The sequence below is a fragment of the Pacificibacter maritimus genome (assembly GCF_003814915.1).
Taxonomy (GTDB): domain Bacteria; phylum Pseudomonadota; class Alphaproteobacteria; order Rhodobacterales; family Rhodobacteraceae; genus Celeribacter; species Celeribacter maritimus.
This window is the reverse complement of record NZ_RKQK01000001.1, coordinates 106,108-119,384: the sequence shown is the minus strand read 5'-3', so window position 1 is coordinate 119,384 and position 13,277 is coordinate 106,108. Positions and strand designations below refer to the sequence as shown.

13 protein-coding genes and 1 tRNA gene are annotated in these 13,277 nt (G+C 51.2%); 3 read left to right on the top strand and 11 right to left on the bottom strand.

Going from position 1 to position 13,277, the window contains the following annotated elements:
* Positions 1-15: 15 nt before the first annotated feature.
* The 5 genes from EDD53_RS00455 to EDD53_RS00435 all read right to left on the bottom strand — a co-directional run bounded on the left by EDD53_RS00455 (position 16) and on the right by EDD53_RS00435 (position 4,382).
* The gene (locus tag EDD53_RS00455) at positions 16-1,401 is read right to left on the bottom strand and encodes an MATE family efflux transporter (RefSeq protein ID WP_246002124.1); all 1,386 of its coding nucleotides are present in this window, start codon (positions 1,399-1,401) and stop codon (positions 16-18) included.
* Positions 1,402-1,551: 150 nt separating this feature from the next.
* Complete coding sequence (locus tag EDD53_RS00450) at positions 1,552-2,436, bottom strand: NAD-dependent epimerase/dehydratase family protein (protein WP_123791242.1); 885 nt, start codon at positions 2,434-2,436, stop codon at positions 1,552-1,554.
* A gap of 22 nt (positions 2,437-2,458) precedes the next feature.
* Positions 2,459-2,974, bottom strand: coding sequence for a lipocalin family protein (locus EDD53_RS00445; protein WP_123791241.1), 516 nt, complete (start codon positions 2,972-2,974; stop codon positions 2,459-2,461).
* Entirely contained in the window at positions 2,962-3,342 is a 381-nt protein-coding gene (locus tag EDD53_RS00440; protein WP_123791240.1) for a hypothetical protein, read from the bottom strand. The genes EDD53_RS00445 and EDD53_RS00440 overlap by 13 nt, the downstream gene beginning before the upstream one ends.
* Positions 3,342-4,382: an aldo/keto reductase gene (locus EDD53_RS00435; protein WP_123791239.1), complete on the bottom strand. Its 1,041-nt coding sequence runs from the start codon at positions 4,380-4,382 to the stop codon at positions 3,342-3,344. The genes EDD53_RS00440 and EDD53_RS00435 overlap by 1 nt, the downstream gene beginning before the upstream one ends.
* A 216-nt stretch (positions 4,383-4,598) precedes the next feature.
* On the opposite strand from EDD53_RS00435, the gene metG reads away from it, so the two are divergent.
* Complete coding sequence (gene metG / locus EDD53_RS00430; RefSeq protein WP_123791238.1) at positions 4,599-6,317, top strand: methionine--tRNA ligase; 1,719 nt, start codon at positions 4,599-4,601, stop codon at positions 6,315-6,317.
* A 78-nt stretch (positions 6,318-6,395) separates the two neighbouring features.
* Here metG and EDD53_RS00425 read toward each other — a convergent pair whose 3' ends face one another.
* Together EDD53_RS00425 and EDD53_RS00420 are read right to left on the bottom strand one after the other, a co-directional pair.
* The gene (locus EDD53_RS00425) at positions 6,396-7,688 is read right to left on the bottom strand and encodes an NCS2 family permease (RefSeq protein ID WP_123791237.1); all 1,293 of its coding nucleotides are present in this window, start codon (positions 7,686-7,688) and stop codon (positions 6,396-6,398) included.
* 303 nt (positions 7,689-7,991) lie between these two features.
* Positions 7,992-8,077, bottom strand: a tRNA-Leu gene (locus tag EDD53_RS00420).
* 170 nt (positions 8,078-8,247) lie between these two features.
* On the opposite strand from EDD53_RS00420, the gene EDD53_RS00415 reads away from it, so the two are divergent.
* Positions 8,248-8,994 carry a rhomboid family intramembrane serine protease gene (locus EDD53_RS00415; protein WP_123791236.1) on the top strand — a complete coding sequence of 249 codons (747 nt, stop codon included), beginning with the start codon at positions 8,248-8,250 and terminating at the stop codon, positions 8,992-8,994.
* 14 nt (positions 8,995-9,008) lie between these two features.
* Here EDD53_RS00415 and EDD53_RS00410 read toward each other — a convergent pair whose 3' ends face one another.
* The 3 genes from EDD53_RS00410 to EDD53_RS00400 form a co-directional block, all read right to left on the bottom strand.
* Positions 9,009-9,233 carry a hypothetical protein gene (locus EDD53_RS00410; protein WP_342772274.1) on the bottom strand — a complete coding sequence of 75 codons (225 nt, stop codon included), beginning with the start codon at positions 9,231-9,233 and terminating at the stop codon, positions 9,009-9,011.
* A gap of 192 nt (positions 9,234-9,425) precedes the next feature.
* Positions 9,426-10,214 carry an inositol monophosphatase family protein gene (locus tag EDD53_RS00405; protein WP_123791235.1) on the bottom strand — a complete coding sequence of 263 codons (789 nt, stop codon included), beginning with the start codon at positions 10,212-10,214 and terminating at the stop codon, positions 9,426-9,428.
* 108 nt (positions 10,215-10,322) lie between these two features.
* On the bottom strand, positions 10,323-11,228 hold the full coding sequence (locus EDD53_RS00400; RefSeq protein WP_123791234.1) for a LysR family transcriptional regulator: 906 nt from the start codon (positions 11,226-11,228) through the stop codon (positions 10,323-10,325).
* Positions 11,229-11,323: 95 nt separating this feature from the next.
* On the opposite strand from EDD53_RS00400, the gene metF reads away from it, so the two are divergent.
* Complete coding sequence (gene metF / locus EDD53_RS00395; RefSeq protein ID WP_123791233.1) at positions 11,324-12,166, top strand: methylenetetrahydrofolate reductase [NAD(P)H]; 843 nt, start codon at positions 11,324-11,326, stop codon at positions 12,164-12,166.
* 50 nt (positions 12,167-12,216) lie between these two features.
* Here metF and EDD53_RS00390 read toward each other — a convergent pair whose 3' ends face one another.
* The gene (locus EDD53_RS00390; protein ID WP_246002123.1) at positions 12,217-13,257 is read right to left on the bottom strand and encodes a DUF2235 domain-containing protein; all 1,041 of its coding nucleotides are present in this window, start codon (positions 13,255-13,257) and stop codon (positions 12,217-12,219) included.
* Positions 13,258-13,277: the final 20 nt, after the last annotated feature.

Sequence of the window (13,277 nt, the reverse complement as noted above, 5' to 3'; positions counted from 1 at the left end):
CGCTTCAAACCTTGTTTAGTCAACTGTTGTCAGGCGCGATTTGATCAACCAAAAACGCCAGCCCATAAGTACCCAAGCGGCACTTAGCCCGACCAAAAGTCCGATCCAAACGCCAGATGCGCCCCAATCGACGACGAATCCCAAGACATAGGCGATGGGCAAACCGATGCCCCAATATGACAGGCTGGCCAACCACATAGGGATCGCCGTGTCTTGCAAGCCACGCAGCAAAGATAGGGCAATCACTTGTCCCCCATCTGAGAATTGAAACAGCGCTGAAAAGATCAAAAGCGTTGCACCAATCTGCAAAACCTCCAAACGTGCGGGTTCATCTGGCGCAATAAAGACGCCGATCAATTGCTCTGGAAAGGCCAAATACACAAGGCATGTGATCGCAGCCATCCCCAAGGACAGCAGTGTCACAACCAAAGCGCCACGGCGCAAATCCGCCTCGTCCTTGCGCCCAAAAGCATTGCCTGCCCGAATGGTCGCGGCCTGCGCAAATCCCAGTTGCATCATAAAGGCGATCGCTGACAATTGCAGTACCACGCCATGCGCGGCCAAAGTGGTTGTCCCGATCCAACCCATCATAATTGCTGCCACATTGAACAGGCTGACTTCTGCCAAAGATGTCAGTCCGATAGGCACGCCCATTTTGAAAACGGCTGCAAAGACGTCCCAATCGGGTTTGAACAGATTGCGAAACAGATCATTTTCAGGGGTCGCGATCTGTGCGTAGACCATCAAGCCAATCATCATCAAAGTGCTGACCATTACAGATGCCAATGCAGCCCCCGCCATGCCCATTTCAGGCAGGCCAAAGTTGCCAAATATAAAGGCGTAGTTGAGCACGAAATTCACGGCAACTGCCGCGATGACCGCCATCAAAACAACCCGTGTGCGTTCAAGAGCTGAGAAATACGACCGAAACACAGCCACAATCAAAGCAGGGATCATTTCAATCCCCGTGATGATCAAATAGGGCTGTGCAAGCGCTGCGATATGGGGCTGTTGACCCAAAGCGATCAAAGCGCTCTCGGAAAATAGAAATATTGGATAGACCAGCACAGCAAAGATCACCGACAGCCACATCGCCATCCGCGTCGCGCGGCGCACCAAAGTCGTGTCGTTTTCACCTATGGCTTTGGCCACCAAAGGCATCACGGCGAAGGCAAAACCACCGAGCAAAATAAATGTGATAAACCAATAGCCTGCTGCCAAAACCAGCGCGGCCAATTCATCTAGCCCGTACCACCCCATCATAATGACATCCGTCATATGCACCGCAAATTGCGCCAATTGACTGCCCGCAAGGGGCAGGCCAAGGATCAAAATACTACGCGCATGCGTGGCATAGCTACGCTCGGGATGGGAATCGGGGGTCATATCAATCTGAGTCATAGACAGCCTATAGGGGCAAACTGTAACAGTGCCGAGTCAAAAAAGGGTAACTTTTGACGATGTTTTGGAATGGCTAGGACAACAAATTTTGAACTGCGGATACGGCGCTTTTACAAGGCTAAGGCGCCGTATCCGTTGCTTATTCAGTTGTTATAGCTGTTTGCGCCAGTCGTATTGCGGGGCAAACCCTAACATGTCTTTGGCTTTTTTAATGGAAAAGAATGTTTCATCCTCTCCCATTTTGGCAGCTTGGGGTACGCCTTGATAATAGCGCTCAATGATTTGATCGGTGGTGAGATCAACCGAATGGCCTTCATTTGCGCAGTTGAAAATTTGAAAGCCCAACCCGTCTTTGTGCAACATCAAATCGACCATTTGTCCTAAATCGCGCGTGTCTATATAGGCAAAGAAATTGCGGCGGCGTTGATCAGGATTTGCGCAATAATCAGGGAAATTCTGCGCATATTCATGCGGCTCGATCACGTTGTTGATGCGAATGCCATAGATATCAAAGCCAGACCGCTGATGGAACGATTTTGCAGTCACCTCATTCACAACCTTGGACATGGCATAACTGTCTTCGGGGATCACGGGATGTTCTTCATCCAGCGGAATATAGTCAGGTTTGCGTTCGCCATCGGCAAAACAAACACCATAGGTGGTCTCGCTTGACGCAAAAATCACCTTTTTGATCCCAAGCTTCACTGCCGCTTCCAACACATTATATGTGCTCATGGTGTTGATACGGTAGGTTTCATTATCAGGCTTGATCATGATGCGTGGAATGGCGGCGAAATGCACGATGGCATCAAATTTTGGTACACCTGTGCCTGGTTCAAGTTCATCGAAATTTGCATAAGATGTCAAAGCGTTAAACACCTGCCCGCTGTCTGTAATATCCACGATCAGATTGTCGACACCCTCAACGTCAAGCGCCACCAAATCAGCATTTACCACGCGGTGTCCACGCGCCAAAAGATAGGGCACAACATGTTTGCCCGCCTTGCCGGACCCACCTGTAAAGAGAATACGCATATAACTTTCCTTTCTTGTCGGACTATTTGCGCCGCGCAGAGGTCAGCCCTGAAATGTCAAAGCCGTTCCACGTTAAAATGTCACGCGCAGCACGGCGTTTGTCGGCGGGAATGGTCAAGGCACGGCTCAGAACATGCGCCTTGCCTGTGGGGGTCGCGATGACCGCCGCATCGTAGCTTTGATCGACCCAAAGCACCCAAAGCGCATCACCTTCGAATGTGAAACGCCCAGGGCCTGTGCGCATAGCCACACCTCGACGCGGCGCACCATCGGCACATGGACCTTCGGTCACGATCATATCACCTGATTTTTGGGGGCTAAAGGTGACGGCGCCCATCACACAAGAAGCGCCCGCGGGCACATAGGCTTCGACCTCATACCACCGCCCAGAAAAACGTGCTGGATCAAAGCCAGCCATAGACGACATAGGCACGGATTGATCGCGTGGCCCCACTGCAACCTCGCTCGGCTTGCTACAGGCGGTCAGGGTCAACCCCATAAGAAGCGCGGCTGTGACCTGAAAACTCAATCGGTGCATAGCGTAACCTCGCGCCCTAAACTGTCCAATATAGATGAGCAGCCGAACACGGGTTTGAGCGGCGCACAAGATTTACTGCGCGCCAAACACTGGCTCTCGCAATCCGTTGATTTACTGCAAGATTTTCCTGCGTCTTTCGGCGTCTCATAACAAACCTTAAGCCCCGCGGCCCCGCCTGTTCCATAGGTGCCACCGCGCGCAAGACAGCTTTCTTCTGCGCGCACTTCCGCATTGGGATCATAGCCTGCCAAGCCGTAGCCCAATGGGGCCGAGGCTTCATTGTCAGGCATACAGCCCATCAAAGTCACCATCAGTCCCAAGGCACATACTCGGCTCAGGCTGCGCACAGGCACAAACGGCAACCGCATTAAAATGGCATCGCATGGGCGCGGTGCGCTTGCGTGAGGTCATCCAAAACCTCTTGCGACAAGACCAGATCTTCACCCGCCAAAGACTGTTCCAACTGCGCTACAGATGTCGCGCCAATGATAGGCATGACGTCAAAGGGGCGCGTCATTGTCCAAGCAATCGACATGGCAACAGGATCAATCCCGTGCTTTTTCGCCACATCCAAATAGCTTTGGGTCGCGGTCCAAACCTGCGGTGTTACACGTCCGCCCAGATCGCCATTCAACCCCATGCGCGAGTCAGGTGCCACTGTGGTGCCGCCATTATATTTGCCCGTCAAAAGGCCACAGCCCAAACAAGAATAGGCCAGCAAAGTCACCTGTTCGTGCACCGCAAATTCAGCCAAATCGGTATCGTAGAGGCGGCACAGCAGGGAATATTCGTTTTGGATGGTCTCCATGCGCGGACCGCCTGTTTCCTCGGCCACACGTTGCCACTGCGCCATGCCCCATGCGGATTCATTTGACGTGCCAAAGGCGCGAACCTTGCCCGCTTTTTGCAAGTCGCCCATCACCTCGTTGACCGCGCGCATGTTGTCCAGAATCTCGTTTTTAGACGGTTGCTGCGCAGGGTCGTAGGTCCAGTTTTGGCGGAAATGGTATGATCCACGGTTCGGCCAATGCAGTTGGTAGAGATCAACGTGATCGGTTTTCAAACGCTTCAAGGAGGCCTCAAGTTGGCTGACCATGGTTTTGGCCGTAATGCCCTCTGCACCCAAAGGGCCTGGGCCCGCGATTTTCGTGGCAACGATCCAATCGTTGCGTTTGCCTGTGCGGGCGAAATATTCACCAATGATGCTTTCCGTGTCGCCTGCGGTTTCTTTGCGCACAGGATTCACAGGATACATTTCGGCGGTATCCATAAAGTTCACACCATCAGCCAAAGCACGATCTATTTGCGCGTGGCCTTCCTCTTGGGTGTTTTGTGTCCCCCATGTCATTGTGCCTAAACAGATTTCGGAAACTTCGATGTCAGTTTTGCCAAGTGTACGATAGCGCATGTGCGATCCATTTTCTCTTAAAATAAACAGTTAGCGCTATCCTATTGGGAAGTTGGCGGAACTCAAGTGTGCCTTTGCACCTGCCCCTTGTGCGCAAAAAAACAAGGAGAAGCACATCAAGCACTGCGCCTGTGTTCTATGTCCTCTGGCTCTTTGCCAAAAGGCGCGTTAGGACAGGGAAACAGTTTTCACATGACCCACCGCAAGGGATACTTCATGGCACGTACACTTATCACTTCCGCCCTGCCCTATATCAATGGCATCAAACACCTTGGAAACCTCGTGGGCTCACAATTGCCCGCTGATCTTTATGCGCGTTACTGCCGCGCAAAAGGTGATGAAGTTTTGTTTTTATGCGCCACAGATGAGCATGGCACACCTGCGGAAATCGCAGCGCAAAAAGCGGGTAAGCCTGTTGATGAATACTGCGCGGAATTACATGACGTGCAGGCCGAGATTGCCAATGGGTTTCGACTGTCTTTTGATCACTTCGGGCGCTCCTCATCGCTGCAAAACCGTAAGCTCACACAGCACTTTGCCAAGCGTCTGTTTGACGAAGGTTTGATCGAAGAAGTTTCCGAAACCCAAGTTTATTCAGAAACTGACGGGCGTTTTCTGCCTGACCGCTACATAGAAGGCACCTGCCCCAACTGTGGCTACGAGTCTGCGCGCGGTGATCAATGTGACGATTGCACCAAGCAACTTGACCCCACCGACCTGATCAATCCGCGCTCTACAATTTCAGGTGCAACCGATCTGGAAGAACGCGAAACAAAGCATTTGTATCTGCGTCAATCCAAGATGCGCGATGCATTGAACACTTGGATTGATGAGAAAAAAGACTGGCCGATCCTGACCACATCAATTGCTAAGAAATGGCTCAATGACGGTGATGGATTGCAAGACCGCGGCATCACCCGCGATCTAAAATGGGGCGTGCCTGTGCAAAAAGGCGATGAGCCTTGGGAGGGCATGGAAGGCAAAGTGTTCTACGTGTGGTTTGATGCCCCCGTTGAATATATCGCTTGTGCCAATGAATGGACCGATAAAAACGGGCTGCCGGATGCCGATTGGGAGCGCTGGTGGCGCACTGACAAAGGTGCCGACGATGTTCGATATGTACAATTTATGGGCAAAGACAATGTGCCGTTCCACACCCTATCTTTCCCTGTCACCATGCTTGGATCAAACGAGCCATGGAAGATGGTCGATTACATCAAATCCTTTAACTATCTAAATTATGATGGCGGGCAATTCTCGACCTCACGTGGACGCGGCGTGTTCATGGATCAGGCGCTGTCTATCTTACCTGCGGATTACTGGCGTTGGTGGCTATTGTCCCATGCACCCGAAAGTTCAGATTCCGAATTTACGTGGGAAAATTTCCAACAGTCTGTGAACAAAGACCTTTCTGATGTCTTGGGTAACTTTGTATCGCGGATCACCAAATTCTGTCGGTCGAAATTCTCACAAGAAGTCCCCGCAGGCGGCGCATATGGCGAGATCGAGACTGCTTTGATTGCCGATTTGTCCGAAAAATTAAAGACTTACGAAACCAATCTGGCAGATATAGATATACGAAAATCTGCCACGGCGTTGCGCGCCATTTGGGTCGCTGGTAACGAATATCTGCAAAACACAGCCCCTTGGGCCACGTTTAAAACCGATCCAGAGCAGGCCGCAGCACAAGTACGTCTGGGGCTGAATTTGATTGGACTTTACGCGCGACTGTCTGCGCCTTTCATTCCTGACACAGCTGAAAAAATCAAAGACGCCCTGAACATGGACAATCTTGATTGGCCTACAGATATCGCCACCACATTGAGCGAATTTAAAGAAGGCCATGCCTTTACAGTGCCTGAAAACCTGTTCGTCAAAATTGATGATGATCAACGCGCTTTGTGGCAAGAACAATTCTCAGGCAAGCGCGACTAAACGCGCAGCACAAAGTTCGAAAATGAAAAAAGCGCCCTTGATGTAAGGGCGCTTTCTTTTTGGTGACTGGACCTTAATTTAGATCGCCACGAAGTAGAGCACTGAAACAGCTGCAATCACAATAGATCCCAAATTCAGATCAGAGAATCGGCCTGATAGAACTTTGACCAGCACATATGTGATAAAGCCGACAGCGATCCCGTGAGAGATCGAATAGGTGAACGGCATCAACAAAGCTGCCAGCACCGCAGGCACATATTCTGTCACATCATCCCAGTCGATATCTTTGAGATTCTTCAAGAACAAGGTCGCAACAAAGACCAATGCAGGCGCTGTCGCGAAGGCAGGAATGCTTTGCGCCAGTGGGGCAAAGAACAAGCAAACCAAGAACAACGCAGCCACAGTCACAGCAACCAAACCAGTTTTGCCGCCTTCGCGGATACCAGCAGCTGATTCAATATATGATGTGGTGTTAGATGTCCCTAGAACCGCGCCCACTGTAGTCGCCGCACTGTCAGCCAAAAGAGCACGCTCAACGTCTTCCACTTCGCCATTTTCATTCACACGAGATGTCAAATTGGCGACCGAAGTCAATGTGCCCGCAGTGTCCAAGAAATCAACGAACAAGAATGCAAAAGCCACGCCGATAAAGCCACCCGTTGCGATCAGGCTGAAATCCAATTCGAACATGTGAGATGGCGCAGGCGGCGCGCTCACGATACCACCGATACTTGAGACACCCGTCACCCAAGCAATCACAGAGACCACCAAAATACCGATAATCACAGCGCCAGGCACGCCAAGACGGTCCAAAACGGTCATGATCACGAGGCCAAGCCCCGCCAGTAGAACAGGTGCAGAGGAGACGTCACCAATGCTGAGCAAAGTCGCGGGGTTATCAACCACAAGGCCCGAGCCGATAAAGCCGATAATGGCCAAAAACAAACCGATCCCTGCCCCGATTCCCAGCTTCATCGAACGCGGGATGGCATTGATTAGATATTTGCGCGCAGGTGTAACAGACAAAATGATAAATACGACACCAGCAACAAACACCGCGGCGAGCGCTTGTTGGTAGGTATAGCCCATGCCGAAGATCACGCCAAAAGTGAAAAAGGCGTTCAGGCCCATGCCGGGTGCCAAGGCCACAGGCCAATTGGCGTAGAGCCCCATGATGAGTGTGCCGATAGCTGCAGCCAGAATAGTGGCTGTGAACACGGCACCAAAGCTCATGCCCGTGCCTTCTGTTGATAAAATACTAGGGTTGATGACCATGATATAGGCCATCGTCAGGAAGGTCGCGAAACCTGCCATCACTTCTTTACGCAGGCTTGTCCCTGATGCGCTTAGCTTAAAGAGCTTTTCTAACATGAGTGTCTCCATTGCTCTGTCTGTTTTGTCCGTCGTTCGAACTGTCAGTTGTCTGAGTGGCGCGACGTTCTAGCGCCGCACGCTTATCGTAACGCGACTGTTACATCGTGTGACTTTGCTCCCATAGCAAAAAACAATCTGAAGAGCTTTTTCTTTTTGGTAAAAATTCGCAGTTGATGCAAAATCTAGCACAAATGCCGCTTCATACGCGAACGCATAAGCCAGACCGCTCGAATCCCATCAGACGCAAGAGCGCAAGATTGATCACATTGGATCGGTACAGATCGAGAATGTATAAGACTTTGGTGCGGACGGGGGGACTCGAACCCCCACGGGCATACGCCCAACAGATTTTAAGTCTGGTGTGTCTACCATTCCACCACGTCCGCAACCGTGCTGCAGTGCCGCATCCGATTTTCACCGAACACAGCGTGCAACATTGAGTTGTTTAAGCCGATACAGCAGCAGAGCCAAGCAGTTTTCGCAACTTTTCCCCAATTCTCTCACGGTGATTTCGCTTGCCTCTTGACCTTCGCCTTATTGCGGCCAATGTGGGTCTATGTTTCCAATTCGTGACCACAACCCATCCCTGCGCCCCGCCTATGTGACCTACACACTTATAGCGCTCAATATTGCTGTGTTTCTGGCGATGCTGCCAGCCAGCAGTTCAGATGCCGCTTTGTATGACATCTATGCGAAATGGGCTTTGGTGCCTGCGCGGGTGTCATCGGGAGAAGGGTCTTATACCTTTATCAGCTCCATGTTTATGCATGCAGGTTTTATGCACCTATTGGGTAACATGCTGTTTTTATGGATTTTTGGCGATAATTTAGAAGACGAAATGGGGCATGGGAAATTTCTAGGCTTCTATGTGTTTTGCGGAGTCATTGCGGGCTTAGCGCAATATTTGACGGGCACAAACTCACTTGTTCCGATGGTTGGCGCATCAGGTGCGATCGCGGGGGTGATGGGCGGCTACTTATTGCTTTACCCGAAAGCAAAAATAGACATCCTATTGATTTTGTTAATTTTCTTCAGAGTTTTCCAAGTCCCCGCTTGGCTCATGCTGGGCCTTTGGGGCGTGATGCAAATCTTTGGCGGGTTCTCCACGGTCACAGAGGGCGGAGGCACGGCCTATTGGGCGCATCTGGGGGGATTCATCGCGGGGATTGTGGTGGTGTACCCGCGTTTTCTGGCTCTTGGAGGGCGCCGCTATTGGGATCGCACATTTGGCCACCCAGCCCATCCTGAAGCGGTCTATACATTCGTAAAAACGTCAGTGCCTGTGGTCAAACGCCGAAAGTAACGCCTTTGGCGCGCTTAATCTGGCACGCCCGTTTTTCCAGAATATCCTGCCTCATATGCAATATCCACGACATCTTCGTTGAGATATGTTGCATAGGTGATCGCACCACCAGAAATGCTGGCAATCACGGCAATTGCAAGCCCTATGACCGCAGCTGAAATAACCACCCAGTCCACAGTGATCGCGCCATCTTCAAGCGCACTATGGCTTTTCACCTTTTGGGCAAGCGTTTTTAACACAGGTTTGTCCTCCGTTTGGATACCCCGATATCACACGCAATATCGACAAGAATGCGGCCAAAACTAGGTTTTTACGGTCACATCGTGGAAAAGTCGTCCATGATAGCGTTTTTATCGCCTGAAGCAGACCAAAATGAAAAAACGCGCCTTGGTTTTCCAAGACGCGTTTTAAAATTCTCAATTTTTGAAAGCTTACTCTGCGCGAATAACTTTTGCAAAACGCTCAAACAAAGCTTCATTGGCACAGATGATTTCACCATCATCAACAATGCTACGGCCCGCAACGAGAGGTTCTACAAAACCGCCCGCTTCTTTGACCAAAAGCAAACCTGCGGCAATATCCCAAGGTTTCAAACGGCGTTCCCAGTAGCCATCAAAACGACCAGCTGCCACGAATGCGAGATCCAATGAGGCAGCACCCCAACGGCGCACGCCAGAACAGGCTGGCAAAATACGTGCGAGGTCTTTCAATGTGTCAGGCAAATCAGATTTGCCACCAAAGGGCAGACCCGTTGCATAAAGAGATTCGATCATCTTGGTACGGCCAGAAACACGAATGCGTTGATCATTCATCCAAGCGCCTGCGCCTTTTTCCGCCCAGAACAATTCGCCTTTGGCTGGATCAAAGACCACAGCGGAAACGATTTCGCCTTTATGTTCAAGCGCGATGGACACTGCCCAATGTGGCAAACCGTGCAAAAAGTTGGTTGTGCCGTCAAGCGGATCAACAATCCAGCGGCGTGTGGGATCAGCGCCTTCGATTGGGTCGCTTTCTTCAGCAAGCCAGCCGTAGGTTGGACGCGCTTCCATCAAAGCTTCGCGGATAATTTCCTCGGCGCTGATATCGGCCTTCGTCACAAAATCCCCCGCGCCTTTTGACGAGACCTGAAGATTTTCGACTTCGCGGAAGTCTTTGACAAGAGAACGACCAGCCGCGCGCGCGGCCTTGATCATAACGTTTAGATTTGCACTGCCTTGCATGGGTATACGGCTCCGAAGATGTTCAAGTGCTGCGTATACGCATATGGACCCCTGCTGCCAAGGGTCTGGGGCCTAGTTTTATTGCAAGTTTATGCCTAAATGCCCCAGTTACCCCCGTTGAAGTTTCACAGCCTCGGTTTTTGCAATGCGAATGACATGCGCCATGTAGGGTTTCGAGACATCATCATCGCGCACGGCCGCATATAAACGGCGGGTCTTGCCTTGTTCTGTCAAAGGAAGCACAGCATATTCGGGATTGGTTTTGGCATCGCGCATCACCCAGTCTGGCAAAACCGCTACGCCGCGATTTGACGCGACAAGCATCATGATCACATCTGTCAATTCCACTTGGCGCACATGGGCGGGCGTCACACCCGCAGGGATCAGCAATTCCTTGAACACATCAAGGCGCGCGTGATCCATCGGATAGGTGAACAGTGTTTGATCTTCGAAATCGCTGGCCTCGACATATTTTTGCTCTGCCAGTGGATTTTTAGACGAACAGACAAACATAGGCGCGTAGTCAAACAACGGAATATATGTCACGCCTGTTGGCACATCGGGATCGCTGGAGATCACCAAATCCACTTGTTCTTTTTCCAATGCTGTCATCGCGCCAAAGGCCAGACGCAGGCGAATATCCACATCGACATCGGGCCAAGCCTTGCGAAATTGATTCAGCACAGGCAGCAGCCAATCAAAACAGGCGTGACATTCAATCGCGATATGCAAACGCCCTTTTGTGCCGTCTTCTATGCCGCGAAACTCTGCTTCTATCTCTTCGATACGGGGCAATACATCTTCGGCCAAGCGCAGCAATTTCATGCCTGCTGCAGAAAGTTTTAATGGTTTTGAGCGACGCACAAACAGTTCCACGCCAGCTTGATCCTCTAGGCCTTTGACCTGATGTGAGAGGGCAGACTGCGTGATGTTTAACCGATCTGCTGCGCGGGCCAATCCACCTTCTTCAAAGATCGCCTTTATGGTGCGCAGGTGACGAAATTCCAAATGCATTGTGAGTGCCATTCATAATAATAGTGAGAACTATGAATTTGTCTCACATGGCGGAACATGACACAAGACGCCAACACGCAACGAGGACGACCATTATGACCAAAACGCCAAATATCTCATTTGAATTCTTCCCACCGAAGAACATGGCGGCCACTTTTGGTCTGTTTGAAACCGTAAACGCCCTGCATGATTTGAATCCTGGCTTTGTATCTGTCACCTACGGCGCAGGTGGCACAACGCGGACTTTGACCCATGAAGCCGTTGAATTGCTACACAAAAAATTCGGCCTAAACGTTGCCGCGCATTTGACATGCGTTGATGCGACCCGCGAAGAAACCTTGGCGATTGCCGATGCATATTATGATGCAGGCGTCACCGAACTTGTGGCCTTGCGCGGCGATGCGCCCCAAGGGGCTGGCGGGTTCAAACCACACCCTGACGGCTTTGCCAATTCCATCGAGTTGATCGAAGCTTTAGCTCAAACGGGTAAATTCAAATTGCGCGTAGGCGCCTATCCTGATCCGCATCCAGAGGCGGCTGATGAAAACGCCGATGTGCAGTTTTTGAAACGCAAATTCGATGCGGGTGCGGATAGCGCGATCACCCAGTTCTTTTTTGATCCTGATACGTTTTTCCGCTTTCGCGACCGCGCAGAGGCCGCTGGCATCACTGGTAAAATCTTGCCAGGTATTTTACCGATTGGCAGCTGGAACGGTGTTAAGAAATTTGCCCAAAGCTGTGGCACGCCTGTGCCAACGCATTTGGACGACCTCTACGCCAAAGCGGGAGAAAATGCAGAACAACTCTCTATCGATCTGGCCACCGAGATGTGTGAAAAACTGATCGCAGGCGGCGTTGAAGATCTGCACTTTTACACGCTGAACAAACCGCATCTGTCAAAAGCTGTTTGTGCCAATTTGGGCATTAACCCAGCGTAATCTCAGCATGCCCGAAAACGAACGCCCCGCAGTCATGCGGGGCATTTTACTTATTGTTTCAATGTGGGATGCAACGTTTCGGATGGATCACGCCCCACGATCCGCTTGCGTCTGAGCCAAAAGAATTTGCCCCACCCCTTGCTCATTCCAATCGAACGCCCATTCGGGTCAGCCAAATAGCGACTGCGCCAGTCCGCGGGCAAGGTTAGCCCTGCGTGGACGGCTTTTTCCAACATCCAGACCATCGTCGCATTCGACAATTTGCGTTCTGGGTTGTGGCCAGATAATTGCCCCCCCACATCGGAATGCGACCCGCGAAACCACATTTGTTCTAAGACCTGATGCGCCTCAGGATTCGTTTCAAACATCACAGGCTGATAGGCGCGGCGGCGTTCGTGGTAGGCCAAGGCATGATAGACCCGTTTGGCGCATAAGGGTGGCTTATTGTCATAGAATTCATGGAACACTTTGGAAAAGCGCCAGATCACAGGAAAATGCATCCCCACAGCTGCCACGGTATCCCAGATGCCTAACATATCGATAGAAATGGTTTCGTGGCAATTGGCCTTGGCAAATTGTCGTGCGCTGTCCGATAGGGGGTCTTTTTGATAATGGCGATAGGCAGTGCGGATATTGCGCTCAGTCGCTTTATCCGCTTCTAAAAGCCCGACCTTATCAATAAATCCTGCCAAAGATCGCACGGCATAGCCGCCCCGCGAATAGCCAAACAGATAGATCTTATCCCCTGCCCGATAGCGCGATGCCAAACCACCGTAGACCCGCATGATTTGTTTGTTGATGCCGCGCCCTTCGATAACACTCATTGTGTCGCGCCATGTGCGCCACTGGATGCCAGCCTCATAGCGCACTAACATATTGCTGCCCTCTCCGCCGATATCAGCGGCCTCGGCGCATAACTTATAGGTCAGCCCCGCATTGGTTTCAAACCCAGGTTCCAAAGACGACAGGGTGCCATCCATAATAATGACATGGCTAATCGGCCCGCGCCCATGCACGCCGCCTGATGTGGTGACTTGTTTTTTAAAATCTAAAAGATGCCAAAGACGGCGCACAACAGATTTAATTGGCAAGGTTTGCGTGTCCTTTGAAG